The following is a 25,410-nucleotide window of genomic DNA, read 5'->3' as shown; positions in this document are numbered from 1 at the left end:
GGCACGTGCCGTGAGCCGGCTCAGCGACGGACGCGGTAACGGATGTGGGTGGCTTCCGGGGTGTCGATCACCCGCACGACCTCCAGCTCGATCTCCGACGGCAGCACGTCGAACAACCGGTGGCCGCGGCCGAGCAGCACCGGGATCAGATGGATCTGCACCTCGTCCAGCACCCCAGCCTCAAGCGCCCGCTGCGCCGTGTACGCGCCCCGCACCTGCACGTCCCGCTCCCCGGCGGCGGCCTTCGCCTGCGCCATCGCGCTCTCGATGCCATCGTTCACGTACGTCACCATCGGATAGCCCCAGCGGGCGGCGGGACCGGGCGGCCGGTGGCTCGGTACGAAGATCGGGAGGCCGTTGTGATCGCCGCCCCAGTGGTCCATGAGCTCGGCGGTCCGCCGTCCGGCGAGCACCGCGCCGGCCGCGGTCCACTCGTCCTGGAACTCCCTGACCGGCTCGGACGGCTTGCCGGGCTCGCCGGCCCACTTGTGCAGCCGCTCGCCGTCCTCACCGCCGAGGAAGTCGTCGAGATCGGAGACGTACCCGTCGAGCGACATCGACATGTCGAGTACAGACTTGGACATTTCTCCTCCTGAAGTCTCGCTTCTGACGGATCATGTCCGAAGCGCCGGAAGCTTTGATTCTGGGCCACCAGCTACCACCTGACGAGGGCGGCCACCGGCCATTCCACGGACCCGGCGGCTGTGGCCCTCTGGCGGGTGCAGGGCGGTCAGCGGTAGTGCACGCGGTAGCGCAGGTGTGTCACGCCTGCGCCTTCGACGACTTCGACGCGTTCGAGCTCGGCCTTCTCGTTCTGGATGTTGTCGAAGTAGCGGGTGCCCTCGCCGAGGAAGACGGGGACCAGATCGATCCGGACCTCATCCAGCAGGCCGAGGTTGAGGCACTGCTGGGCGATGTTCGGGCCGGAGACGCCGACGTTGCCGTCCCCGGCGGCCTTGGCCTGGTTGATCGCGCCGGCCACGCCGTCATGGACGAACGTGAAGGGTGCCAGCCGCTCGGCGGGCCAGTCCGCGGGAGGCGCGCGATGGGTCACCACGAACGCGCGTCCGCCGCCGGGCGGGTTGCCGCCCCAGCCGCCGGTGTAGTCGAACACCCGCCGGCCGCAGACGAACGCGCTGTCTCGGGCGAAGTCCATCTGCGCCCGCAGATAGTCCGCACTGGCCGCGGCGACCCGGAACGTGATCGGGTAGCCGACCATCGCCACCTCGACATCACCGCCTGAGTACCAGTCGAACAGAGGGCCGACGCTGTTGTCCGGACGGGCCACGAACCCGTCGAGGGACATACAGAAGCTGGCGCTCACGGTCATGATCAGACTCCTTGTCATGTCGCTCAGGCCCCGCCGGCTCACCGAGTCGACGGCGCCTTGAAGCCCAACAGAGGGCGCAGCTCGTACGCTGTGTGCCTTCGGACAGTCAGACCACCGACGATCGGCGAACTCATCGCTCCCCGACCGAACGGGACCCCACCAGAGCACCCGCCGTGATTCTCCGGACGTTGCGAGGTGGAGACGCAGCTCGTCACCGCCGCCGACATTCTGGCGTTACACGTACGGGAAAGCGTGGGCCTTTACGCCATTGTCCCAGCACTCTGAACTATCCCCGCGTGCGCGGGGAGCACTCCGGCTGACCTGCGTGTCTATCGGCAGTGGAGGCTGTTTCGAGCACTTCAGCGCCGGCTCTGGTCGCGGAGGCGGTGGTGGACGGCGTGAGCTACACGTCCGGATCGGCCGGCCAGGCCACGGTCATCGTCGACAGCGTGATGGCGCCCGTGGTCGCGGCCTACGCCGCCGGACCGGTGATTTTGATGGCCGGGTGGCGGGGCCTGGCGGTTTGCTGCACCTGACGGAAAGGCCGACGTCTCGCGGCGGTTCATCGGACCCGGGCGTAGTCCCATTTGAAGACGTACTCACTGTCGGCCCGGTCCTGCCACCGCGGCTGTACGGTTCTGGATTATGGAAGTGTTCGCACTCATATATCATATTGATCGTGCGGGTTTCGCAGAACCGTGAGCACTCAAAGCCCTCTGACCTGCTGTGTTCCGGATGAAGAGCAACATTACGTTGTCGGCTTTCCGTCTGATCATGAGCGATTTGACGCGGTGGCCGCGATCTCACCCCAACAGGTTGGGCTGGAGGGCCGCGACGTCGCGCAGCCGGCGGCTCGGCGGCCGCACGTCGACGCCTGGTCCGCGACCTTGCGGCAGGCCCCGCGCTCTGGTGTGGTCCGCGTCATTCCCAAAGCCTCCTTCGAGCTCGACGATTAGGGCCGGGCCCACTATCTGACGGGCGCCGCTGACGTCACCTGACCTCTTGACCGAAGCCATAAACCGGTTTACGTCTAGTGGCAAAGCCGTACGGCCCGGTGTCCCGGTTTCGTGGGGACTTACGAAGACTCCGACGCGCGGCTGCGCATACCTTCATCTGGCGACCGTCCACATCGGGGTGGGGTCCACTCTTGACTCCGGAAAGGACCGGCCCGATGACAAGTCGATCCCGGATACGCGCACTGGTGACTGTCGCCGCTATCGCGGGGGCGAGCTTGCTGAGCGTGGTCTGCGCATGGAAAAAGGGCGACTGCACCATGAAGACGGAACACGATCCTCCCTGGTCCACCCCGATCCCCGGCCATCACCTCATCTTCCTGGCGGACAGGTTTTCGCACACCAGCGGCTGGCGCATCCGGCTGAAGAAGGCGACCACCGATCCGCCGAACTGTCAGATCGACCTCCGACCGTGCGCATGATGACGTCGAAATCCCCGGCGACGCACCACGCTATGCATTTCAGGATCCTTGGTTCGCTCGAAGTTTCACTTGACCGGACGGCCCTGCAGTTTCCGAATGGCCGCCAGCGGATCATACTGGCGATGCTGCTCATGCAGGAAGGAAATCTCGTATCGCTCGACCGAATCACTGCGGCGATATGGGGAGAGGATCCACCCGTCACCGCCAAGGGCCAGATCCATACCTGCATATCTGCCCTGCGGCGTCAGCTGCGAAAATTTGGTGACAATCATGTTATCGCTACCAGTCTGTTGGGCTATACCATCCATATTCCCACCGAGTCGCTCGACTCCGCTGTGTTCCGCCGGCTGGTCAACTCCGGCCGGGAGCTGGCCGCTGCCGGGAAGACCAGGGATGCGGCAGCCGAGCTTCGTGCCGCGCTCGCGCTTTGGCGCGGCACGACGGTCGCCTCAGACGTCGAGAGCGGAGTGGTCAGAACGATGGCGATCCGGCTTGAAGAGGAACGAATCAGGACCATCGAAGAGTGTATCGAGCTTGAGCTCAAACTCGATCGGCATCACGAGCTCGTGGCCGAGCTGAGTGAGCTCGTCAGAGCTTACCCACTGCGCGAGTCGCTGAGAGCGTTGCACATGACCGCCCTGTACAGGTCGGCCCGGCAAGCGGACGCCCTCGAATCATTCCAGGAGATCCGGGTTATCCTCAGAGAGGAACTCGGTCTGGAGCCGTCCGACCAGCTCGACAGGCTGCACAAGTCCATACTGAAACGGGAGAACTCGCCTACGATCACGCCCCGAGCTGGCCTCGGATCGGGATTCACAGGCAAGATCGACACCATTGTCCCCCGACAGCTTCCGCCGACCATCGCCGACTTCACCGGTCGAGCGGAAATGGTCGACATCATTATCGCGAAGCTTTCCCAATCGAGTTCGGCGGAAGGCCGGCGATACATGCCTGTCGTGTGCCTCAACGGCAATGGAGGAGTCGGCAAGACGACCCTGGCCCTCCACGTGGCGCACGCCGTCCAGCACCTGTATGACGAAGGCCAGATCTTCGTTCAGCTCCAGGGCAGCGACGGCCATCGCAGCGACCCACTGGATTTGCTGGCCAAGCTGCTCGGCACGCTCGGCTTCCCCCCGGCAGCACTTCCGGAGCAGCTGGAGAGCCGGATGGCCGTCTACCGGAGCTGGCTGGGCGAACGCAAGGTCTTGATCCTGCTCGATGATGCCGACAGCGCGGCAAGCGTCAAGACGCTGATGCCGGGGAACCCGAATTGCTGCATGATCGTCACAAGCCGCTATCCACTCACCAGCCTGCCCGGCGCCCTGCACTTTCATGTCGACAATCTGGACGAGGCGGCCTGCGTCGAGCTGCTCAGCAAGATAGTTCGCGCTGAGCGCGTGACTGTCGAGTCCGATATGGCACTCGAACTCGTCAGGCTGTGCGAGTGCCTGCCACTCGCCGTCCGGATCGTGGCCGCCAAGCTCGTGAAATGGCCGCACTGGAGCATCGGGCAGATGGTCTCCCGCCTCAGAGATGAAACTCGGCGACTTGACGAGCTGACCCTCGGTGACATGAGCGTCAGGGCGACGATCGCCACCTCATACGCCGGCCTTGGCCCGGGTGCGCGGCAGTTGTTCACCAGGCTCGGACTCCTTGGCCCGGTGGACTTCGCATCCTGGGTCAGCGCTCCGCTGCTCGATGCCGACATTGATTCCGCAGCCGATGTGCTTGACGAACTCGTCGCGGCTCGCCTCGTCGAGGTGAGGGTTGACGACACCGGCCGGCACCGGTTCCGGCTGCATGCTCTGGTTCGCATCTTCTCCCTGGAGCGGCTGGTCGCGGACGAGGTGACGAGCGAGCGCATTGCCGCACTGTCCCGGCTGCTGTCCTGCTGGCTTTCCATAGCCATTGACGCTCACCGCCGGGTCTACGGCAGTTACGGGCTGCGCTGTGCCGCGCCGTTGTGGACGCTGCCGGCCGAGGTGCGCGATCAACTCGTGGAAGACCCGTTCGGTTGGCTCCGGCTGGAGAGCCCGGGACTGGTTCTCGCCGTCACCCAAGCAGCTCGACTCGGACTGGACGAGGTGTGCTGGGGGCTGGCTGTCGGCCTGGCCCCATTGTTTGAATCCGATCACCGGATCGAGGACTGGCGGCGAACGCACGAGACAGCGCTTGAAGCCGTCAGGCGGACAGGCAATAAGCGCGGTGAGGCCGCGTTGCTCTGCTCGCTGGGGACGATGATGCTCAACAGTAGCTTCAAGGACGCCCCTTCTTACCTCCAGTCCGCCCTTCGCCTCTTCGAGGAACTCGGCGAGGTGCCCGGCCGGGCACAGGCTCTCGGTGCACTCGCGTTCGCTGACCGAATGGCCGGTCGGTTCGACCAGGCACTGCTGGGCTACCGGCGGGCGCTGGCCGAGTGCCGGTTCGCCGGTGACCAGGCAGGCGAGGTGGACGCGCTGAGCAACATGGCGCAGATCCACATGGACAGGGAACTCTGGGACGACGCCAGAATGCTCCTGGACCAGGCGGTTGCCAAGAGCGCCACGCAGGCGCTGCGCGTAGCCACCCAAGTCGAGCACCGGCTCGGTGACTTCTACCTCCGCACGGGCGACTGGCGGCAAGCCGAGCAGTCGTTCACCAGGGTACTGGCCCGGCTGCGGGAATGCGGTGACATGGTGGGCGAGGCGCACGCGTTGGCCGCTCTCGGCTCACTCAGGACGCGCCAGGGACATTACGAGTCCGCGCAGGCCGCCCTTTGTGCCGCGCTCAAGCTGTCGCGTGGCATGGCCGGCAGCCTTGCCAGTGGCCGGGTGCTGCTGTCGTTCGTTGAGTTTTGCGTCGTTGTCGGGGACTGGGAGCGCGCCGCCACCCTGATCAGCGAGGCGCTGGTGACCTTCAGCGAGACCGGCCCCGTTCCGGTGCTTCGTGCCAGGTTCCTTGAGTTCAAGGCCCACGTCGATGCGCATTCGGGAAACCCGAGGGCCGCGGACGCAGCCCGTCGCGAGGCTCTTGATATCACCAGGAATGCGGATCCTGCATGGCGTCGGATATTCACCGCGGCGATCGATTTCGCAGCGCCTCATTGGACCGGCATCGAATATTCAGACGCCCGCGCTCCTTCCCGTCCCTGCGCTTGTCCCGGCCGGCCAGCCGATGAGGTCGTCAGTGCCAACCGGAATTGCTTCGCATATGACATAATAGCGCGGCGTCATCGCTGACGGATGTGCGGGTATCGTAGCCATGCACCGTGCGTGGGCTTGTTCCGGCGTACGGACGGAATCGGAAGCCTCGACATACGCCACGAGCGGTTCGCCGGCTACCTGTGAAAAAATCCGCGCCTTGGCCGGTGCGAACGCGTCATCGAGGAGTCTCTGGATCTCCGACAGCTCGACCCACTGGACATCGGTCTTTACCCAGTTCGAGTCCCGGTGGACCGGCTCCAGCTCAAGGACATCGATCATGCCCTCGTGATCGAGGTTGCCGTCGGCCGCCGCTACCAGGAGACGCTCAATGGCCTGCAGCAACGACGTCAGGTGTTCCGCCGGCACCCGGCCGACGTCGGAACTCCAGCCACACAGTTCCACCTCGCCTTCCAGCCTGGAAACATCGAATCGGACGGGTGTCGCCAGCCGGTACGGCATCGGGTAACGGCGCAGTTGGGTCCGGCCCATCATGGCGGTCATGTACTCGGCCGATGGCGCACGTTCCTCCGCGGGCACACCGCTTTCGATGACACTACAGTTGTAGATGGCATCGAAGCAGAAATAGACGCCGCGGTCATGCGATATGCGATCACCTATTCTCGCGAGCTCATAGGCATCGTAAACGCCGTGCATGCAGCCTTCCAGCATGCCACGCCATGCCTGCCTCACCAGTTCATCGAAGCTCGCGGAGCCGACATCGATGGCGGCGATGCCTGTTTGAGCAAGCGTACCGACGTAGTCGTAGAGGTGGCGCTCGAAGCGGTTCGAGGGCATCACGGGAAAGACTATCTCGCGATAGCCGGTACGCAGGGAGAGCACGGCGCACAACGCGGCAAGCAGGCAGCTGGACCGGCTGGTCCGCGTGCGTGCGCCCACGCACTGCACGGCCAGTGCGGTGGCTGGTGACGACATGTACACGCCCACCGTGTCGTCAGCGTTCGCCTCCGTGAGCCCGGACCCCGCAGAAGGCGTCAGGTAGAGAGGCGAGGGCATCACGGCGAGCTTGCTGCTCCAGTACTCCAGCGTTCTACGACGTTTCTGACATTCACGCTCCGAGCGCTCCAGCTCCGCCTGGTCCAAAGGCTGATGACGAGGCGGCCCTATGACCCGAGCAGCGGAATCGCTTATCAGTTCAGCCAGCTCATGCTCAAGGATTTGCGCAGCCGTCCTGTCCACAGCCATGTGGGAGAACTCAAGGAGGCACGCGCATACCACGTCGGCGCTCGTGGCCAGGGCGACTCGCAACTGCTGGCCGGCCAGCCGCCGGCCGGCAGGCTGTGTCGGGGCTGTGCTCTCCAGATACTTGGCGAGCTCGGCTTCAACGTCAACGCGATCGGCTCGGCCGCCTTCCAGCGCATAGACATCAACCATCAATGTGCCAGCGGAGGAAACACGCTGATATGGCTGCGGTCCGGTGACGAAGGACGTCCGCAGCACTTCATGGCGGGCGATCAGGAGGGCAAGGCTTTCAGTGAAATCCTCCACGCTCGCCGTTCCACTCAGACTGACAGCACACGTTACCGTGGGATACGGCTGCCCTTCTCTCGAACTGAAGTCATCAATCCACTTCAAGATGTTGAGCTGGCCTATGGTCAGTGGACCCTGCCGAGCGGTCCCGGCCGAGAAATGTACGGGCACTGAAGCCTGCGGTGTAAGTTTGATGGCCGACATACCACCTCTCCACGCCGCTCACGGAGTGCAAACAATGATGGTTTGTCCATCGACTCCGGCTAGTTCTAACGCAGGCATCTGTAACCGTCAACAAGCAAGAGACATACCTTGCCATCATGACTGACACACGATTACGTCTTCGCGTATGGCTGATGTGGTCATCCTTCCGAGAGGAGCGGCCAGGTGAGCGCCGACAACGGGGTCAAACCGATCGGGTTCTTGATGAGGAATCCACGCTTCGGGACGTTGTTGGTCGTCAACCTGGTCTCGTCGCTGGTGGGATCGGGTGTGGGCATCGCCCTGAGCGTGCATCTCTACCAGCTCACCCACTCGCCGGTCTGGACCGCCGTGCTCGCGGCGGCCCCGACCGTGGCCGGGGTAGCCTTCGGGCACCTGGCCGGGACTGTCACGGACCGCTGGAGCGCCCCCCTGCGGATCATACGGATCGCGCTCTTCCTGCGGGTGGCGATACTGATGGCCCTCTTCGCCCTCGCCGACTCGCCGCTCGGCCTCATCTGCGCGGTGTTCGCCCAGGCGGTCGTGCAGCAGCTCTACACCCCGGCCGAGCAGGTCCTCGTCGCCGACTACGTCACCGCCGAGGACCTGGCCGAAGCCAACGGCCTGAACTCGTTCGCCTCCAATGCCACCAGGCTGGTTGGGCCGGTACTCGGCGGGTTCATGATGGGATGGGCCGGATTCCGCTGGACAGCCATCGCGGTGACGACGCTGATGCTGCTGTCCGCACTGCTCAGCCTGCTCCTGCGGGGCTCCGGGCGGGAGACGCCGGCCGCCGGCGGCCCGGTCGAGGAAGGCGAGGAAGGCGGCGGCGACGGGTACCTGGCGATGCTCCGACGCAGTCGCCGCGTCCGGGGCCTGGTACTCCTGCAACTCCTTGACGCGGTCAAGGAGGGGCCGCTGTCCTCCCTGTTCCCCGTGCTGATGCTGGGCGTGATCGGCGCCACATCCGGGGAGATGGGCCTGGTCAACAGCGCGTTCGCCGTCTCGGCCCTGATCGCGGGCCCGGTGATCGGCACGGTGGTCCGCCGGCTGGGGTACCGTCTTCCCGTCCTGCTCGGCGCCGCCATCTCCAACGGCGCGATCGTGGCGCTGGCGATCTGGCCGTCGCTGCCGCTGGCGCTGATCGCCTTCGTCGTGTCCGGGCTGCCCTTCACCATCTCCTGGGTGGGCGGGCAGACCTGGCTGCTGCTCAGCACGCCGCTTTCGCTGCGCGGCCGGATCGTCGGCACGACCGCCGCCCTCTACGCCGGAGTGTCGCTCGTCGCCATGCTCGCCAGCGGCGTGCTGGCGGAATGGTTCGGCCCGCGCTGGGTCATCGGCCTGGGATCCTTCATCGCGCTAGCAGGCCTGATCGCCGTCACCGCCTTGCTCAACGAACGCGGGCAGCCGGCCGGCACCAGCCGGACGGCACAGGCTGAACCCGCGGGGTGACCACGACGCCCCGCCTCTGCGTGTTTCCGCACGCGCTCATCAGCGGCCGCGGAGTCAGCCGGAGAGCTGTCAACCGGACACCGCAGTTTTGTTGTCCTGCCAGGCAGGACAACAAAACCGCCGCGACGTTCCGCTACCTCGGAAACCGACCGCGTGCCACGCGGGAAGGCTCTTTCGAGGCTGCATCGGCGCCGGCGTCACCAAAGCGTTGACGGCGGTAGATTTCGAAAGCCACCATTGCGGCATGGACATGTCGATGCCTCCGGCAGGACTCAAGTCTGCCCTGTTCTCCGATTCAGGAGTCAGCGATCGGTCACGTATCCAATCGCTCATGGAGGACGTATTCCGGCATGCGGAAGATCATGCAAGCACATTGGACGACCGGGTCAGCTGCCTGTCCCAGGTCCTTTATCTCATGTATCTGGCGCGTGCGCGGAAGGCCCGTTCCGTAGCCGAGATAGGTTTCAGCATCGGCTACTCGAGCATCGCCTTCCTGGAGAGCTCGCCCTCCGTGAAGGTCACCTCCTTCGAAATTCACAACGAGGCTCATGTCAAGGCGGCGAAGGAGTTCATCGACTCTCGTTACCCGGATCGCCATCACCTGGTCCACGGGGATTCCACGCAGACGGTTCCGGCCTTTCAGGCACCCCGGCCAACGGATGGTTTCGATCTCGTCTTCATCGACGGAGGCCACGAGTACTCGTGCGTGAAGGCGGACATCGCGAACGCTCGGCGGCTGGCCAAGCCGGGCGCCACGCTCGTGGTCGACAGCCTGACTCCCTGGTTCAAGTGGGGAATCGGCCCGGCGGCCGCATGGGAAGAAGCGGTCCGCGACGAGATCGTCACCCCGCTCGAGTACGTGTCCGACGCGCTTGCCGTCGACCGCATTCAGGGACCGGCCGAGCGCGCGTGGGCAGTCGGACAATACCGGTGAGCTGAGAACCGGCAAGCTTCCCTACCGGGGGTACCTCGGTAGGGAATTTTTTATGACGGCTCTTCTGAAGTCGCCCAGCGCCGGCAGCACCGAAGTGTTGACAGCGGAAGCCCTCAAAACCAACATTGCCATATGGACATGTCGATGCCTTCCACGGGACTCAGGTCCGCCCTTTTTCCCGACTCGGGGATCAGCGATTCAACACGTATTCAATCGCTCATGGAGGACATATTCCGGCATGCACAGGAGCACGGAACCGCGTTGGACGACGGAATCAGCTGCCTGGCTCAGGTCCTTTATCTCATGTATCTGGCGCGTGCGCGGAAAGCCCGTTCCATAGCCGAGATAGGTTTCAACATCGGCTACTCGAGCATCGCCTTCCTGGAGAGCTCTCCCCAGGCGAAGGTCACCTCCTTCGAGATCAACACCGAGGCTCCCGTCAAGTCGGCGAAGGAGTTCATCGACTCTCGTTACCCGGATCGCCATCACCTGATCTACGGGGACTCCACGCAGACGGTTCCAGCCTTTCAGGCGCCCCGGCCAACGGATGGTTTCGATCTCGTCTTCATCGACGGAGGCCACGAGTACTCGTGTGTGAAGGCGGACATCGCGAACGCTCGGCGGCTGGCCAAGCCGGGCGCCACGCTCGTGGTCGACGACCTGACTCCCTGGTTCAAGTGGGGAATCGGCCCGGCGGCCGCATGGGAAGAAGCGGTCCGCGACGAGATCGTCACCCCGCTCGAGTACATGTCCGACGCGCTTGCCGTCGACCGCATTCAGGGACCGGCCGAGCGCGCATGGGCAGTCGGACAATACCGGTGAACAGGGTAGCGGCGGAACGCGTGGGGGAGCTGCGGCGTCGCCGCACGATTTTGCCGGTGACCACGAATCCCAGTATCCGGGCCTACCAGCCGTATGCGTACCCGGTCTCCATCATCGAGGCGCACGCTCCCCAGAACCGTGACTGGATCCTCTCGAACTTCATACACCTGGCCTATGATGAACACCCGGTGGAGTCCCCATCGCTGTGCTTCTACTCCTATGATTTCGCGGCCAATCCGTATCTGCACACCATCAAGGCGGACCGCGAGTGGATGCAAAGATGGATCGGCCGCAGCTTCGCCGAGTTCGTGCACGCGCAGCTTCTCGACGGCTGGTATGTCTACGCGTTCGTCGATGAGTTCTTCGTCCCGAGACGACCGACGTACGGGAAGAGTTCTCGTCATCATGACGTTCTCGTCCACGGATCTGACGGTGATGCGGGGATCGCGCACCTGCTGGGATACGACGAGTCGATTCGGTTCGAGACCACCCGGGTCTCATGGGCGGAGCTCGACGCTGCTTACGAATCCTGCGCGAACGCGGACCACCCGTGGACGCGATCATTCATTTTCTACAAATTCAATCCGACGGCGTCCTACCGGTTCGACCCGCGGTTCGTGGTCGCCGAGCTCGAGCTTTTCCTCGCTTCCGGGAATCCGGGTCGAGCCACTCAGGGTCTGGTCATGCCGGACGGTCGCCTGTACGGCGTAGCGGCGCTTGAAGCGTACCGGGACGAGCTCCTGGACACACCGCCCCAAGATACGGGGCTCGATCTCCATGCCCCGCGGGCGCTGTTCGAGCACAGCAATTTGATGTCCGAGAGGTTGCAGACGCTGCTCGGCGATGATCTCTGGCGACGCTATGTCAGCGAACGGTACAGCAGGGTGCTCCGATTCTATTCTGCTCTGCCCGTGGCGGTATTCAGTGCAAAGCAGAACAATGACCGTTCGGCGCTGCACCGGCTGATGGCCGACTTTCCTGAGGTCATCAGGCAACAGATAAGTACGGTAACGGACGCGCTGGACTGTCGACTCGCCGGCTTCAGGGACGCGGAGCGCAGGAAGGAGCCGATGGGCCGTGATCGCGGCGATATGACTAATCGGCGTTACGCGACAAAGGAGGCCGACGATGCAGGCGCGCAAGGTTCTTGAACAGGAGTTCCACGCGGTGACCGGTCGCGAGCTGACGGACATGTCGGCAGACGTATTCGAGCTCGGTCTCGACTCGCTGGGAATTCTTTCCCTGCTGGGAGGGCTGCGGGAGGCCGGATACAACGTTTCCCTGGACGACCTGCTGTCCGCGGCCAGCATGAAGGAATTCGTGGCGACGATGGCGAACGCCGAGTGACCAAGGGGAAGCCATCATGATCAGCTCTGGTCCGGACGGACGGGCAGCGTTAGCCACGATCCTGGACGAGCGGATCCGTCGTGGAGCCGCCGAGACAGCCCTGGTGGACAGCACCGGCGATGTCTTGACGTACGCCGGCCTCGGTGCCCTCGCCTGCGCATGCGATGAGTTCTTCGGTCAACGGCACGCGGAACGGGTCGCCATCATCGGCGCGGCGTCGATCGAGGTCAGCGCATTGATCGCGGCGTTTTTCTGGGCGGGACGTACCTTCATGGTCATCGACGACCAGGAAAGCAGCGCCGTGCGGCGGCAGCTCATCGACCAGTTCGCCGCCGACGCGGTCCTCCTGGCCGGCCCATCCACCGAGACCACGCCTGCGAACCTGACGGATGAACGGGTCACCGCCACCGGGCGGGACCTGAGTGAAGCCGCCCGGCAATGGGACGACCATGCGGTGCTCGAACACAGCGAACGCATGGCGGTGCGGACACCGCAGGCAGCGGCGTACTCCGTTCGGACCTCTGGCACGACAGCGGACCCGAAGCTGATCGAGATGAGTCGTGCGGCGATCGAACACTACTGCGCGGAGTTCATCGGCAGATACGGCCTCGCGCCGGGCCACCGCCTGGCGCTGTGGGCGGCCCCCACCTACGACGCCCACTACTGCCAACTGATCTCGGCCCTGGCCAGTGGCGCGGCAGGTGTTTCCGCGCCGATGTCCATGCGCAATGACGGGGACGCGGTGCTCCAGTGGCTGAGGGAGGCGCGCATCACCCATTTCGAGACCACTCCGTCGATCCTGAGGCGGGTGGCGTCCGCCGCGGTGCGGCCCGGGGCGTCGTGGCCGCCGCACCTGACGAAGGTGATGTGCAGCGGCGAGCGGTTCGACCCCCAAGTGGCAAGGCAGGTCTTCGACGCCGCGGAGCGCTGCGGGGCCGAGGTCGAACTGCACAATGAATACGGCCCTTCGGAGTGCATTCTGCTGACCTGGCACCGGATCACCTCGGAGGACGCCGGCTCGGACGACATTCCGGTTGGTGAAGCGATCGCGGGACGGACGCTGTCCATCGAGCCGTTGGACGGCGAATCCGGATCCTCAGCGCGACACCCCGGCGAGATCGTGGTGGAGTCCGAGTACCTGTGCCGCGGCTACGGATCGGAGCAGGCCGGCTCGCTCGTGGCCTTCCCGGCACCTCATGGCGTCCCGGTCTTCCGGACAGGGGATCTCGGCTATCTGGACCACCGCGGTCGTCTGCGGTTGTCGGGACGGCGCGATCGCACCGTGAAACGACGCGGTGTACGGATCAATCTCGACGAGGTGGAGGCGGTGCTCCACGCGCTCCCGGCCGTGGGGCAGGCGGCCGCCCGAGCCGACGAGGCAGACGGGCAGGTGGTGATCCACGTCTGGATCGTGCCGTCCGACAGCCGCCTCGACCGTGCCGCGGTTCTGACGCAAATCGCCGAGACGGTGGAGGTCCGCCTTCTGCCCGACCGGGTGGTGATCCGTCCGTACCTGCCGCGCCTGCATTCGGGGAAGGTCGACTACCGGTCGCTCGAGGTAGCCGACCCGGGCGACGAACAGGTGGAGGAGACGGCGGATGAGACGGCGGATGAGACGACGCTGAAGGCGGTCGCCGCGGCGTTCGAGCGGGTGCTGCCCGGCGTGGCCATAACAAGCTCGACCGACTTCTTCGCCAGCGGCGGACACTCCCTCCTGGCACTTGAGCTGAGCGCTCACCTGGAGCGCGACCTAGGAGTCAGGCTGACGATCCGTGACTACCTGGCCCACCCCACGGTCGCCGGGCTCGCCGGCGTGGTGGACCGCAGGCGCCGTCAGACTCCGCGATCCGCGTCGACCGCCGCCCCCGTAACCCTCGGTGAGGAGCTGACCTCCACTGAACGGCCGATCTGGGTGTGGAGCCAGATGTTTCCCGGCGACGGTGCGCTGAACGTCGTCGGGGGATTCACCACGCGTGCGGCCATCACCGAGCAGCGCCTCCGGCAGGCGCTGTCGGACCTGGTCAACGACGTGGCCCAGCTGAGAGTCCGGTACGTCCTGGGCCGCGATCGCCCGCGACGGGTCCTGCGCGGAGCGGGTGTTGCGCGGGTCGACGTCCTCCAGATCTCCGCGTCCGCCGGCACCTTCCCCCAGCCGGAGGTGGCCAGCAGCGCATACCAGCCGTTCGACGTCGGGACGGATCAGCTGGTCCGGGCCATACTGGTCCGCTCGCGTACGGAGCCCGCACTGGTGGGCGTCTATCTGATCGCCCACCACCTGGTGTGCGACGGAGTGAGCATGGGGCTGCTCGTCGCGGAGCTGCAGCACCGCCTCAGCACACCGGAACGCCGAACATCGCTGTCTTCGCTGTGCGCGCTCCCCCCGGCAAGACCGGATGCCCGTCTCGTCCAGCCTGCGGCAGAGCACTGGTCCACGGTCAGGCGGGGGCTGAAGGCTCAGCCTTACGACGAGCGGCTGCGCCCGAACGGGGCTGCCACAGGAGCGCCGGTGGTCGATTGGCGGCTGCCGACGCAGCCGATCAGGGAGCTCGCGGACTGCCTGTCGGTGAGCCGGGCGGCTGTCCTCATCACGCTGATCGCCAAGGCGGTCGGCCGGGTGCTGGACCGGGACCAGGTCGTCGTCGAGACACCGGTCTCGACGCGGACTCCCGATGAGGTCCGCTCGATCGGCAATTACGTGGTTGACGTGCCCCTGCTGGTCCAGCTCGCCGGCCAGGACACCGCCCGCGTCATCGAAGCGGTCAACCGCGACCTGCTGGCGGCTGTCGACTTCGCGGCGCTGGTCCCGGGATTCGGCGGCGTACGGCCGGGACAAGGGTGGGCACCCGTCGGCGACGTCGTCGTCGTCCTGGAGGATCACGTGCCTGCGCCGGCTGTCGAGATCGACGGCGTGGCGAGCTCGGCCACACAGCTCATCGGCTCGCCCCCGCGCCATGCCCTCGCGTGCTACTTCCGGACCAGCGCACTGGCCGAGGACATCACCTGCGTCGTCACGGGCCGCTCCGACGGCGGGATGGCACGTGCGCTGCTCGCCGAGGCCGGCGCCACTCTCACCACCATGACAGAGCAGTTCTCAATGAGGAGGTTCGGCGATGGCCGACGTCGTGATCCGGCCTGGTGAACGCTGGGAGCTCGAGCACCTGGTGGCCGGGATCGATCCCGGCAACACGGTGGTCCTGGCGGATGAGGCCGCCGAGGCGATCAGACGTTCGTCCAAGTGGGTCGATTCGCTCGCCGTGAGGTCCGAGTTGTTGTACGGCGTCAACTCCGGTTTCGGCGCGCTGGCCAACGTCCGCGTCCGGCCCGGCGATGAGGCAGAAGTCCAGCGTCGCCACATCCTTTCCCACGCATGCGGCATCGGGCCCGGTGCGCCCGTCGAAGTCGTTCGGATGATGCTTCTGGTCAAGCTGCTGACCTTCCGCGGCGGCTACACCGGCGTGTCCCTGGAGGTCGCCGAGAGCCTGGTGAGGATGCTCAACAACGGCATCCACCCCGTGGTACCCGAGCGCGGCACCGTCGGTGCGAGCGGAGACCTCGCACCCCTGTCCCACCTGGCGCTTCCCCTGCTGGGCCTCGGCCAGATCACCGTGGACGGCCAGGTGCGCGACACCAGGGATGTCGAGGAGCAGCTGGGCCTCGGCCGGGTGGAGCTCGGTCCCAAGGACGGTCTGGCGCTGACCAACGGGACCCAGTACATCTCGTCCGTCGCGGTGATCGAACTGCAGCGACTCCTTGAGCTCGCCCGCTCAGCCGACCTGATCGCCGCGATCAGCACCCAGGCGTTCAGTTGCGCCGACAGGTTCTTCCACGAGCGATACCACCGCGATTCGGGGAACCGGTGGCGGGCGGTGGTCGCCAAGAACCTCTCTCACTACACCCGCGGCGGAAACCACGCGGCCTTGGACTCCGCTGTGCCGTCGATGCAGGACCCGTACTCGTTCCGGTGCATTCCTCAGGTCCACGGGGCCGTGCGCGAGCACATCGCCTACGCCCGGAACTCGATCCTCAACGAGATCAACACCACCGCCGACAACCCGCTGTTCTTCGTGGATGACGACCTTGCGCTCCTGGGCGGCAACCTGCACGGCGAGTCGGTCGCCATGGCCGCGGACATGCTCGGCATCGCCGCCACCGAGCTCGCCGCCATCTCCGAGCGCCGGACCTACCAGCTACTGTCCGGACGCCGCGGTCTCCCGGACTTTCTCACCCAGGACCCAGGCGTCAACTCTGGGCTCATGATCAGCCAGTACTCCGCTGCGGCGCTGGTGAGCGAAGCCAAGACCCTGGCGCACCCCGGCAGCGTCGACTCGATTCCCACCTGCCAACTGCAGGAAGATCACGTGAGCATGGGTGGCACCTCCGTGCTGAAGCTGCGGCAGATCGTGGACAACCTGGAGAACGTGCTGGCCATCGAGTTGATGACCGCATGCCAGGCCGCCGATCTCAACGCCGGACTGGTCCTTTCCCCCGCGGTCCGCGGCGTACAGGAGCGTTACCGCACCCGAGTGCCCCGGCTCAAGGACGACCGCGTCCTGGCCGGCGACATCGAGCAAACCCGCCAGTTCCTCCGGCACGACCTGGCCGGCGACCTTGTCGCGGAACAGACCGCCGCAACCGGTGCCCGGGAAGAGGCGGGTCGATGAGGCCAACGGATTACCCGCGGGTCCTGGAAGAGGTCGAAGCCTGCTGGCGTGATATCGCGCCGGAGTCCGCGATGAAGCTGGCACCGCACGACAACCTCTTCGAAGGCGGCGCCGACTCCTTCACCTTCATCCGGCTGCTGCGATCGGTCGAAGCCGCGTGCGATGTCACGCTGCCGCTGCTCGAGGTCTTCGAGACTCCGCAGCTGGCTACCATAACGCGCTGCGTCATCGAAGCGAGGCGACGCTGAGGTGGCGATGATCCTGCCTGCCACCGCGGCCGAGTTCGGCCTGTGGTACCAGGAGCAGGCGGCCGAGCTGCGGGGGCGCTACCTGTGCCTGGCGGCCGCGGAGCCATGCCCCGGGTCGCAGGTGAGCCTCTGCGACGCGGCCGGCGCCATGACCGCTGTCCGGGCCCGTCATCCCGAGGCGCTGGCACGGTTCGCGGTCGACGAGCAAGGCATCCTTCACAAGTTCCTCGAGTCGCCTGCGGCTTCGCCGCCCGCAGAGGTCCTGGCGTTCCCGGCGGAATGGCGGCGCGCGGACGTCGTCTCCCACCTGGCAGGGCTGCCGACCCCCCTCGCGACCGGGCCGCTGGTCCATCTGGCCGCACAGGCCGACCACCAGGGGAACGCCACGCGGCTGTTCGTGCTGGCCCACCACATCGTCTGGGACGCACATTCCGAGGAGATCTTCTGGACCGAGGTCGACCGCCGGCTGACCGGACCCGGGGCAGGCGACGCGGGACATCGCCGTCCCGGCTTCGGCCCCTGCGTGCGCCGCATCGCCACGCGAGACCATGCCCCGCTCGTGACCGACGTGCAGCGGCACCTGGTGATCCCGAACGGCGACCGTGTCTGGGAGCGGCTCACGGCCGCGGCGCGGCAGGCCGGAGTCACCCCGTTCGCCTGGACGGTCGGGCACCTGGCGGCTGCCGCGGCGGCTTGGTCGGAGCCGGCGACGGTCAGGGCGTACATCGACGTGGACCTCCGCCCGCTGGCCGGCACGTCCCCGGACACGATGGGATTTCACCTGTCCCAACTGGAAATCGCCGCCGTCGACCGCGGTACGTCCGGTCCGGCCGCGGCCAGCGCCGTCCACACGGCCGTGATGCGCCGGCTGGCCGCCGCCGTGCGGCAGGAGATCCGCCCGGGCGGCGAAGCCGCCGGCCACGGCGGTCACCCCTGCAAGTTCTATTTCCGCGACATCCGGTATCGGCGTCGTCTGCGTCACCTGCGGCCCGTCGACATCCGCTTGCCAGTGGCACGTAACCAGCTGTCCGTAGGCGTGACGGTCACTGATGCCGGCCTTGGAGTGACGGTGACCGCACGACGCGGCACCGCCGACAGCACCGGTATCACCCGTTTGGCGCAGCTGGCACGCCAGTACCTGATCTCGGCAGCGGCATATGACAAAAGGGCGGCCTCCGATGCAGCACCTTAGGCTCGACGGCCCACCGGAAGCGTGGTGGCCCGCCAACTCCACGGCGGTTGCGGAGCACCTTCGCCGTGACGGTGCGGTCGTCATCGACGGCGACGGGTTGTGCCAGGACGTCGCAACTTTTCAGCGACTCGCCGCCGCGGCCTGCGGGCCGCTCGCCAAGGACAATCCGGAGCACAACAGCATCGACGACGACCCCACGGGCACGATCAACAGCCCGACCCCCTTCTCCAGGACCAGAAAGCTTCTGTGGCACAACGAGAACACGTTCGCGCGCATGTGGCCCAGGCGCATCATCTTCGGCTGCCAGGAGATCGGGGACGGCGGGCAGACACCGACCGCGGACATGACGGCCGTCTACGAGCGGCTCAGCCGCTCGGCCAAAGACGTCCTCGCCACCGGCGTCACCTACGTCCGCCGCATGGGGATGGACCTCGGGCTCGACTGGCGCCAGGTCTACCGCACCACTGATCCGGCCGCTGTCGAGCGCGCCTGCGAACGGGAGGGCACCACCTGGAGGTGGGATGAGCGCGGCGGCATCCTCACCACCGAGCAGCGGCGGCCGGCTGTCATCCTCGACCCGGCCACGGGCCGGCCCTCGCTGACAGCACAAATCCTGCATTGGCATCCTCGGGCACTGGACGAAGACATTTACGATTCGCTCCGTCTGCTGTACGAGCCTCACGAGTTTCCCAAAGGGTGCCGACGCGGGGACGGCGGGCCGATCCCCGACGCCGTCATCGACGAACTTGTAGAAATCTGCTCCGACCTGGAGGAAGTCGTGCCCTGGAAGCCGGACCGCGCGATAGTCGTTGACAACCTGCGCCGCAGCCACGCTCGTAATCCCTATACGGGCGCGCGTCGTCTGCTGGTCGCTGTCGGCGACCTCGTCGACTGCGCGGGATTGGCAAAGCCGTGACCACGCGCGCGCACGGCCTCGTCGGCGAACTGACCAGCTCCACCGCCACCGCGGTCATCGAGCAGGGCGCGGTCACCACTTATGCACAGCTACTGTCGCACGCACGCGAGGTCGCCATGCATTTGCGCCGGCGCGGGGCCGGACCCGGGGCAGTCGTGCCCATCCAGGCGGCGCCGAGCACGACCGCCCTCATCCAGATCGTGGCCATCCTGATGACCGGAGCCGCCTTTGCTCCCATCGATCTCCGCATGCCGCCACGCACTGCCGCCAGGATGGCCCGTATGTGCGGTGCCGCCTTCATCCTCGGGGCCGCCGGCGGGACGACCGACGGCGTCGTCTGGCTCAGCCCCGAAGACGTGGCCAACGATCCAGGCGCCGACCCCCTCGTACCGACCGTCCCGCAGGACACCGTGTATGTGATCTTCACCTCAGGCACCAGCGGCGATCCGAAGGGAGTCGTCGTACCCGAGCCCGCCGTGCGGGCCTACCTCGGCTGGTCGATGCGCGAGTACAACTGCGCCCGAGGATGGGGGGCACCGCTGTTCACCTCGCTGGGCTTCGACCTGACGATCACCAGCCTCCTCGGACCGCTCCTGAACGGCAGACGAGTACAGGTTCTCGATCCCCTGCGTTGGCCGCTTCAGGTCGCCACCGACCCCGGCATCCTCCAAGGCTCCAGTTTCGTCAAGATGACGCCGAGCCAGGCCAACATGCTGTGTGAGCTGCTGGAGGCGCGTGGGGCCCGGTGCTCGATGCCAGTCCTGGTGGTCGGCGGTGAAGCCCTGTACGGGCAAAGTGTCGCCCGCTGGCGACACAGCCTCCCCGACACGCTGGTGGTCAACGAGTACGGCCCTTCCGAGGCGACCGTGGGCTGCTGCCGCTACTTCGTGCCGGCCGGCTGCACCAGTAACGAGATTCCGATCGGGACTGCCCCGCCAGGCGTGGAGCTGAGCATCGAGGGACAGCCGCCCCAGGCCGGAGACGAGCATGAGGAGGGCGAGCTGGTCATTGCCGGGGTGCAGGTGGCGACCGGTTACCTCACCGCCTCGAACCCGGACGACGCCGCGGACGGCCGCGGGCAGTTGCGACCTTTCCCCGGTTCCGCCGGCAGGCGCAGCTACCGCAGCGGCGATCGCGTGCGGCGCGACCGCGACGGAACCTACACCTATGTCGGCCGGCTGGGACGGGAGGCGAAGGTCGCCGGCTTCCGGATCAACCTGGCCGCTCTTGAGTCTTGCCTCAATGCCTTTCCCGGGGTGGTGAGCGCCACCGTCCAGGCGGACGAGGTGCACGGCCTCCGCTCGGCCGTGGTGACTCGGGACGGCAGGACGACCCAGAGCGACCTTCTTGCGCATCTGCGCCAGACATTTCCGTCCTATGCGCTGCCGCGTTTTATTCGGATCAACACCCAGGTGAACATCACAGAACGTGGAAAGTCGAGCGCGTCATGGGAGTAACAGAAAAGCTACCGGACACCACGATCACCCCATCCGACCTGAACGGTGACCTGACCACCAGGCTGAACGACGAGCAGTCCCGGCACATCGACGAGCTGCTGATGTCAGCGGGCCGCGTCCTGTTCCGGGGATTTCCCCTCCAGAGCACAGCCGACTTCGCGAAGGCGGTTCAGGCACTGGGCGGCGACCCGTTGCCCTATACGGAGCGCTCCACGCCGCGGAAGCAACTCGAGTCCGGGATCTACACGTCGACCGAGTACACCCGGGAGGAGGAAATATTCTTCCACAATGAAAACTCCTACCAGGCGACCTGGCCGGCCAGGCTTTTCTTCTTCTGCCGGCGGCCGCCCGCTTCGGGTGGGGCAACGCCACTGGCCGACGTGCGTCAGGTCACCGCGTCGCTCGACGTCGGCGTCGTCGAGGAGTTCCGCAGGCGCGGCTGGCGGCACATCCGAAACTACCATCCACAGATCGGCCTGCCGTGGAGCGAGGTGTTCGGGACCACGAGCCGCGAGGCCGTGGATCTCTACTGCGGGAACAACGGCATACAGACGCACTGGAACAGCGACGGGACTCTCCGCACGGTAGCCGACCGAGTGGCTCTTCACCGCCATCCGGAAAACGGCGACGAGCTGTGGTTCAACCACATAGCCTTTTTCCACTGGTCAACCCTTCCCGAGCGTGTCATCGGAGTCCTCGAGGAGCTTTTCGGTAGGTCCGGCCTTCCCAATAACACCGTCTACGGCGACGGGGCGGAAATACCGGCGGAGGTATGCGCGCACATCCGCGAGAAATATCGTGAGGCAGCGACACGGTTCGACTACCAGCAAGGCGACCTGCTGATGATCGACAACATGCTGACGGCCCACGGACGCGAACCGTACGAGGGGGAGCGACAGATCGCGGTGGCGATGACCTGACTTGACCTGGCTTGACCCGACCTGACCCGGCCCGGCCCGGCTGGAGCCGCCGAACCGATGCGAACCAGCAGTGTCGACAAAAGAGGAGCAGCAATCGTGCGGTATGTCCTGGGCATCAGTGGGCTGGGCCAGAGCCAGCCATACATGCGGCGGTCGTTTCCGGGACTGGACGAGCGTGTGTATCGGCTCGCCCAGGGGGCGGACTCGGCAGCGGCTCTCGTCACCGAGGATGGCATCGTGGCCGCCGCGGCCGAGGAGCGTTTCGTGCGGCACAAGGGCACCGGAGAATTCCCGCGGGCCGCGATCGAGTATGTGCTCGGAGCGGCCGGCATCACTCCGCGTGACGTGAGCGCGGTCGCGCACAATTTTGACTTCGGCCGGTACCAGACGTACTTCGAGTCCGAAGGGGCGATCGAGGAGTACAAGCACGTGTACGCGCCGGAGGTCGTACATCGCGATCTGTTCGCGGCATTTCCGAGGGCGCTCTGGAGCGAGGACCTGAAGGTCGTCCCGATATTGCACCACCAGGCCCACGCCGCCAGCGCGTTGCACTGCTCCGGCTTCGGCTCCGCCGATGTCCTGGTCGCCGACGGGATGGGAGAGTTCGAGAGCACATCGCTTTACGCAGGCGGATCACAGGGACTGCGGTTACGCGGCCAGGTGCGCGGACTGCACTCCGTGGGGCTCGTCTACGGGCTGGTTACCATGCACCTGGGATTTTGGATGAACTTCGACGAGTACAAGGTCATGGGACTGGCGCCCTACGGGGACCCGCAGCGACTTCGTCCGGCGTTCGACACCCTTGTCGTCCGCCAGAACGACGGCCGTTACACCACACCTCTCACCTACTTGAACGAAACAGCGCAGGAACGCGCCACTTACCAGAAGTCACTGGAACATCTCGCCGCGGTTCTCGGCCCGCCCAGGGAACCGGGTGCGAGCCTTGAGCAGCGTCACCTCGACATCGCCGCGGCGCTGCAGGCCGTGACCGAGGAGACCATCACCGGCTTCCTGGCGGCGCACCGGGATGAGCAGTCCAGCGAGAATCTGTGCCTGGCCGGCGGCGTGGCCCTGAACTGCGTCGTCAACCAGGCCATCCGCAAGAGCGGGATGTACCGGCGACAGTTCGTCCAGCCGGCGGCCGGCGACGACGGAACGGCGCTGGGCGCGGCGCTGATGGTGCTGGAGGAGGAGGGCGCCGAGGCGCCCAGGAAGCGGGTTCGCCCGCGCATCGGGCCGCCCTACCTCGGTCCGGCGTTCACCTCCGAGCGCATCCAGGCCACGCTGGAGCGCACCGACCTGCGATGGCGGCGATACGAACTCGACGACCTCGTCGCTGAGGCTGCCCAGCTTCTGGGTGACGGAAAGGTCGTCGCGCTCTTCCAGGGGCGGATGGAATACGGCCCGCGAGCGCTGGGGAATCGCAGCATTCTCGCCGATCCGCGATCCGTCGAGATGAGGGACCGGATCAACGCGATGGTCAAGCAGCGGGAGGAGTTCCGGCCGCTCGCGCCGGCGGTCCTGGCCGAGTACGCAGAGCAGTGCTTCGAGATCGATGATCCCGACGAGTACCTGTGGATGATCGAAACCGTCGATGTCCGTGAGGCTTGGCGTTCGAGGCTCGGGGCGGTGACGCACGTCGACGGCACCGCCCGGATCCAGGTGGTGCGACGCAAGGACAACGAGCTCTACTGGCGGTTGATCGATGCCTTCCGGGCGATCACCGGCGTTCCGGTGCTGCTCAACACCTCGTTCAACTCGCGCGGGGAGCCGATCGTCTGCTCACCCGAGGACGCGGTGGCGACGTTCTCCCGGACGGACATCGACGCGATGATCATGGAAGACCATCTGGTGTCGCGATAGAAGGAGCCGGCGGATCCGTGGATCCGTGGATCCCCGTAACCAAGGCACGTTCTCGGACCCCAGGAGGCAGCCGTGAGAACTATCGATGAAACTCAAGAGCTGATTGGAAGCATCTGGGTTGAGCTTCTCGGCCTTGATGCACCGCCTGACCGCTCGGCGCGCTTCTTCGCCGTCGGCGGCGACTCGATCCTGTGTGTGCGCTTCATCGCCATCGCGCGCACCCGGGGTGTCGAACTCACCATCCGCGACGTCCTGGAAGATGACGAGATCGAGTCCCTCGCGGCCCGAGCACGTTCAACGGGGGAGCGATCGTGACAGGCCGGGGCCGCGACGCCATCTCCGAGTCCGTCCGCGCGACGCTCTACGCGGCAGCCGGAGCCGGCGAGGTGGAGGCATTCGAGGTTCCGGACGACCGCTGGGCGCGGATACCCGCGCTGGGCCTGGTCTCGCCAGATGATCGCCGACGGCTGCCGGCCGGTGCCGTGGATGCCTTCCCGATGAGCGAGCAACAGGCCGCGATGGCCACCCGGATGCTCATGGCCGTTGCCCTCCGAGACCGCGGCGCCATCGGTGTCCCGGCCTATCACAACGTCGCGACCTCGCGTCTGACCGTACCTCGCGTGGAGCCCGCGGCCTTCGAGGCGGCCGGGCTCGGCTTGGTGCGGGAGCACGAAATGTTCCGCTCGCTGCTGGACTTGGACCGCTACTCGCGCCCGATGCAGGTCGTACTGGACCATGTCGACCGGCCATTGGTGAAAGTCTGCGACTTGCGGGGGCTCCACGACCGTGAACAGCAACAACGGTTGGCCGAGTTCGCTGACGCCGAGAACACGCGGACCATCGACCTGAAAGATCCGCCCCTCGTCACGATCACAGTCCACCTCCTGAGCGAGACGGCGATCGCCTTGACCCTTACTGAGCCGCATGCGATTGCCGACGGGTGGAGCACCCACCTGAACCTGGTGGAATTCCTGGAGCGCTACGTCGCGGAGCTCGCCGGGCGGCCACCCGAGCAGCCGGCGTCATCCGCCTCGAACGCCTCGCCCCGCTTCAGGCTCCGCGAGCACAGCGCGCAGCAGCTCTTCCAGTCGCTCACGCTCGCCGACTCACAGTGGTGGAGCCGGTACCTGGACGGGCTGGAAACGCAGCCGAGTGCCGAGACCCCTCGCGACTGCCACACCTGGCAGGACTCGGTGGAGATCGCGGGCCAGGAGAACCGTATGCTGAGCCGACTTGCGGCGAGTTCCTCCTCCGGGTTGAAGTCCGTGCTTCTCGCGATCCACCTCGAGGCGCAGGCGCGACTGGCCGGCGGGCGCAGCATCCTCACTGGCGTCCCTGTCAACACCCGGCTCGCGGTACCGAACGGCGTGGACGCGCGGGGGATGTTCCTCAACGTCGTCCCACTGCGCATCGACGTCGCGGCACCGGGTATGGAGGCCGTTGCCCGGGCGCATCGGGAGCTGATGAAGGTCACCATGCGCGGCCGGACCCCGCTGGCCCAATTGGCCCGCACCGTCGGGAGGGTAGCGGTACCGACTTCCCTGTTTGGTTTCAACAGCTTCCACAGCATCGCCGGCGCCGCGGTACGGCTCGGCATAGACACACTGGAGGCGGTCGAGGACTGGTCCCACACGGACTTCCCGTTCGAGGCCAGCTTCAATCGAAGCGAAGAGACAGGCGAGCAGATCCGCATTCTGCTCTACTCCGAGGGCTCCTCACACACGCGCGCCGATGCGACCGCGGCGTACCGCGACGCCGTTCAGCGGTTCGCGCAGCTTGATCGGTGAGGGGGAGCAGGGCGACCTCACTCGTTGTTCACCAGGCCGAGCCGCCGGCAGGCACCGTGTCGAGGCCGGCCGGGGTGAGCTGCCGTTCGAAGGGCCGGGCGGTCTCGTCGTAGCGACGACTCGACTGCGCCTGCGATCTCCACCTCGACTACTGACCCCCGACGAACTTACGGGC

General features: G+C 66.2%; 21 protein-coding genes. 18 read left to right on the top strand and 3 right to left on the bottom strand.

What is annotated here, in order from left to right; genetic code table 11:
• Nucleotides 1-20 precede the first annotated feature (20 nt).
• Nucleotides 21-584, bottom strand: a complete 564-nt coding sequence (locus AB0H75_RS42650) for a dihydrofolate reductase family protein (RefSeq protein ID WP_367806289.1) — start codon at nucleotides 582-584, stop codon at nucleotides 21-23.
• 146 nt (nucleotides 585-730) lie between these two features.
• Nucleotides 731-1,330 carry a dihydrofolate reductase family protein gene (locus tag AB0H75_RS42645; protein ID WP_367806287.1) on the bottom strand — a complete coding sequence of 200 codons (600 nt, stop codon included), beginning with the start codon at nucleotides 1,328-1,330 and terminating at the stop codon, nucleotides 731-733.
• Between the two features lie 398 nt (nucleotides 1,331-1,728).
• On the opposite strand from AB0H75_RS42645, the gene AB0H75_RS42640 reads away from it, so the two are divergent.
• From AB0H75_RS42640 to AB0H75_RS42630, 3 genes are all read left to right on the top strand, one after another.
• Nucleotides 1,729-1,866, top strand: a complete 138-nt coding sequence (locus tag AB0H75_RS42640; RefSeq protein WP_367806285.1) for a hypothetical protein — start codon at nucleotides 1,729-1,731, stop codon at nucleotides 1,864-1,866.
• A gap of 635 nt (nucleotides 1,867-2,501) precedes the next feature.
• On the top strand, nucleotides 2,502-2,765 hold the full coding sequence (locus AB0H75_RS42635) for a hypothetical protein (RefSeq protein ID WP_367806283.1): 264 nt from the start codon (nucleotides 2,502-2,504) through the stop codon (nucleotides 2,763-2,765).
• Nucleotides 2,762-5,983, top strand: coding sequence for a BTAD domain-containing putative transcriptional regulator (locus tag AB0H75_RS42630; protein ID WP_367806393.1), 3,222 nt, complete (start codon nucleotides 2,762-2,764; stop codon nucleotides 5,981-5,983). Before AB0H75_RS42635 ends, AB0H75_RS42630 begins: the two co-directional genes overlap by 4 nt.
• Here the strand turns inward: AB0H75_RS42630 and AB0H75_RS42625 are convergent.
• Nucleotides 5,867-7,639, bottom strand: a complete 1,773-nt coding sequence (locus AB0H75_RS42625) for a condensation domain-containing protein (RefSeq protein WP_367806281.1) — start codon at nucleotides 7,637-7,639, stop codon at nucleotides 5,867-5,869. The two genes, AB0H75_RS42630 and AB0H75_RS42625, sit on opposite strands and share 117 nt — an antisense overlap.
• A gap of 183 nt (nucleotides 7,640-7,822) precedes the next feature.
• Between AB0H75_RS42625 and AB0H75_RS42620 the strand changes: the two genes are divergently transcribed.
• The 15 genes from AB0H75_RS42620 (at nucleotide 7,823) to AB0H75_RS42550 (ending at nucleotide 25,235) form a co-directional block, all read left to right on the top strand.
• Nucleotides 7,823-9,088, top strand: a complete 1,266-nt coding sequence (locus AB0H75_RS42620) for an MFS transporter (RefSeq protein WP_367806279.1) — start codon at nucleotides 7,823-7,825, stop codon at nucleotides 9,086-9,088.
• 244 nt (nucleotides 9,089-9,332) lie between these two features.
• A complete protein-coding gene (locus tag AB0H75_RS42615; RefSeq protein ID WP_367806277.1) occupies nucleotides 9,333-10,022 on the top strand; it encodes an O-methyltransferase in 690 nt (229 codons plus the stop codon).
• 219 nt (nucleotides 10,023-10,241) lie between these two features.
• Complete coding sequence (locus tag AB0H75_RS42610; protein ID WP_367806275.1) at nucleotides 10,242-10,844, top strand: O-methyltransferase; 603 nt, start codon at nucleotides 10,242-10,244, stop codon at nucleotides 10,842-10,844.
• A gap of 56 nt (nucleotides 10,845-10,900) precedes the next feature.
• Nucleotides 10,901-11,995 (top strand): hypothetical protein, encoded by a 1,095-nt coding sequence (locus tag AB0H75_RS42605; RefSeq protein ID WP_367806273.1) that lies wholly within the window; start codon nucleotides 10,901-10,903, stop codon nucleotides 11,993-11,995.
• Nucleotides 11,973-12,191, top strand: a complete 219-nt coding sequence (locus AB0H75_RS42600) for a phosphopantetheine-binding protein (RefSeq protein ID WP_367806271.1) — start codon at nucleotides 11,973-11,975, stop codon at nucleotides 12,189-12,191. Before AB0H75_RS42605 ends, AB0H75_RS42600 begins: the two co-directional genes overlap by 23 nt.
• Before the next feature lie 16 nt (nucleotides 12,192-12,207).
• Entirely contained in the window at nucleotides 12,208-15,330 is a 3,123-nt protein-coding gene (locus tag AB0H75_RS42595) for an AMP-binding protein (RefSeq protein WP_367806269.1), read from the top strand.
• Nucleotides 15,302-16,852, top strand: a complete 1,551-nt coding sequence (gene hutH / locus AB0H75_RS42590; protein ID WP_367806267.1) for a histidine ammonia-lyase — start codon at nucleotides 15,302-15,304, stop codon at nucleotides 16,850-16,852. The genes AB0H75_RS42595 and hutH overlap by 29 nt, the downstream gene beginning before the upstream one ends.
• Nucleotides 16,849-17,100 carry an acyl carrier protein gene (locus AB0H75_RS42585; protein ID WP_367806265.1) on the top strand — a complete coding sequence of 84 codons (252 nt, stop codon included), beginning with the start codon at nucleotides 16,849-16,851 and terminating at the stop codon, nucleotides 17,098-17,100. The genes hutH and AB0H75_RS42585 overlap by 4 nt, the downstream gene beginning before the upstream one ends.
• 1 nt (nucleotide 17,101) lies before the next feature.
• Nucleotides 17,102-18,292: a hypothetical protein gene (locus AB0H75_RS42580; RefSeq protein WP_367806263.1), complete on the top strand. Its 1,191-nt coding sequence runs from the start codon at nucleotides 17,102-17,104 to the stop codon at nucleotides 18,290-18,292.
• Entirely contained in the window at nucleotides 18,279-19,208 is a 930-nt protein-coding gene (locus AB0H75_RS42575; protein WP_367806261.1) for a TauD/TfdA family dioxygenase, read from the top strand. The genes AB0H75_RS42580 and AB0H75_RS42575 overlap by 14 nt, the downstream gene beginning before the upstream one ends.
• A complete protein-coding gene (locus tag AB0H75_RS42570) occupies nucleotides 19,205-20,665 on the top strand; it encodes an AMP-binding protein (protein WP_367806259.1) in 1,461 nt (486 codons plus the stop codon). The genes AB0H75_RS42575 and AB0H75_RS42570 overlap by 4 nt, the downstream gene beginning before the upstream one ends.
• Nucleotides 20,656-21,585 carry a TauD/TfdA family dioxygenase gene (locus AB0H75_RS42565; protein WP_367806257.1) on the top strand — a complete coding sequence of 310 codons (930 nt, stop codon included), beginning with the start codon at nucleotides 20,656-20,658 and terminating at the stop codon, nucleotides 21,583-21,585. The genes AB0H75_RS42570 and AB0H75_RS42565 overlap by 10 nt, the downstream gene beginning before the upstream one ends.
• Nucleotides 21,586-21,681: 96 nt before the next feature.
• Nucleotides 21,682-23,448 (top strand): carbamoyltransferase, encoded by a 1,767-nt coding sequence (locus AB0H75_RS42560; RefSeq protein ID WP_367806255.1) that lies wholly within the window; start codon nucleotides 21,682-21,684, stop codon nucleotides 23,446-23,448.
• 72 nt (nucleotides 23,449-23,520) lie between these two features.
• On the top strand, nucleotides 23,521-23,763 hold the full coding sequence (locus tag AB0H75_RS42555; RefSeq protein ID WP_367806253.1) for a phosphopantetheine-binding protein: 243 nt from the start codon (nucleotides 23,521-23,523) through the stop codon (nucleotides 23,761-23,763).
• Complete coding sequence (locus AB0H75_RS42550) at nucleotides 23,760-25,235, top strand: condensation domain-containing protein (protein WP_367806251.1); 1,476 nt, start codon at nucleotides 23,760-23,762, stop codon at nucleotides 25,233-25,235. Before AB0H75_RS42555 ends, AB0H75_RS42550 begins: the two co-directional genes overlap by 4 nt.
• Nucleotides 25,236-25,410 lie beyond the last annotated feature (175 nt).

The sequence above is a fragment of the Nonomuraea sp. NPDC050783 genome, from assembly GCF_040802095.1.
Lineage (GTDB): Bacteria > Actinomycetota > Actinomycetes > Streptosporangiales > Streptosporangiaceae > Nonomuraea.
This window is presented reverse-complemented; position numbering and strand designations above follow the sequence as displayed.

Coding starts and splice junctions, on each gene's coding strand:
- AB0H75_RS42650 (WP_367806289.1), bottom strand. CDS start 584: ATGTCCAAGTCTGTACTCGACATGTCGATGTCGCTCGACGGGTACGTC.
- AB0H75_RS42645 (WP_367806287.1), bottom strand. CDS start 1,330: ATGACCGTGAGCGCCAGCTTCTGTATGTCCCTCGACGGGTTCGTGGCC.
- AB0H75_RS42635 (WP_367806283.1), top strand. CDS start 2,502: ATGACAAGTCGATCCCGGATACGCGCACTGGTGACTGTCGCCGCTATC.
- AB0H75_RS42630 (WP_367806393.1), top strand. CDS start 2,762: ATGATGACGTCGAAATCCCCGGCGACGCACCACGCTATGCATTTCAGG.
- AB0H75_RS42625 (WP_367806281.1), bottom strand. CDS start 7,639: ATGTCGGCCATCAAACTTACACCGCAGGCTTCAGTGCCCGTACATTTC.
- AB0H75_RS42615 (WP_367806277.1), top strand. CDS start 9,333: ATGGACATGTCGATGCCTCCGGCAGGACTCAAGTCTGCCCTGTTCTCC.
- AB0H75_RS42610 (WP_367806275.1), top strand. CDS start 10,242: ATGGAGGACATATTCCGGCATGCACAGGAGCACGGAACCGCGTTGGAC.
- AB0H75_RS42600 (WP_367806271.1), top strand. CDS start 11,973: ATGCAGGCGCGCAAGGTTCTTGAACAGGAGTTCCACGCGGTGACCGGT.
- AB0H75_RS42595 (WP_367806269.1), top strand. CDS start 12,208: ATGATCAGCTCTGGTCCGGACGGACGGGCAGCGTTAGCCACGATCCTG.
- hutH (WP_367806267.1), top strand. CDS start 15,302: ATGGCCGACGTCGTGATCCGGCCTGGTGAACGCTGGGAGCTCGAGCAC.
- AB0H75_RS42585 (WP_367806265.1), top strand. CDS start 16,849: ATGAGGCCAACGGATTACCCGCGGGTCCTGGAAGAGGTCGAAGCCTGC.
- AB0H75_RS42575 (WP_367806261.1), top strand. CDS start 18,279: ATGCAGCACCTTAGGCTCGACGGCCCACCGGAAGCGTGGTGGCCCGCC.
- AB0H75_RS42565 (WP_367806257.1), top strand. CDS start 20,656: ATGGGAGTAACAGAAAAGCTACCGGACACCACGATCACCCCATCCGAC.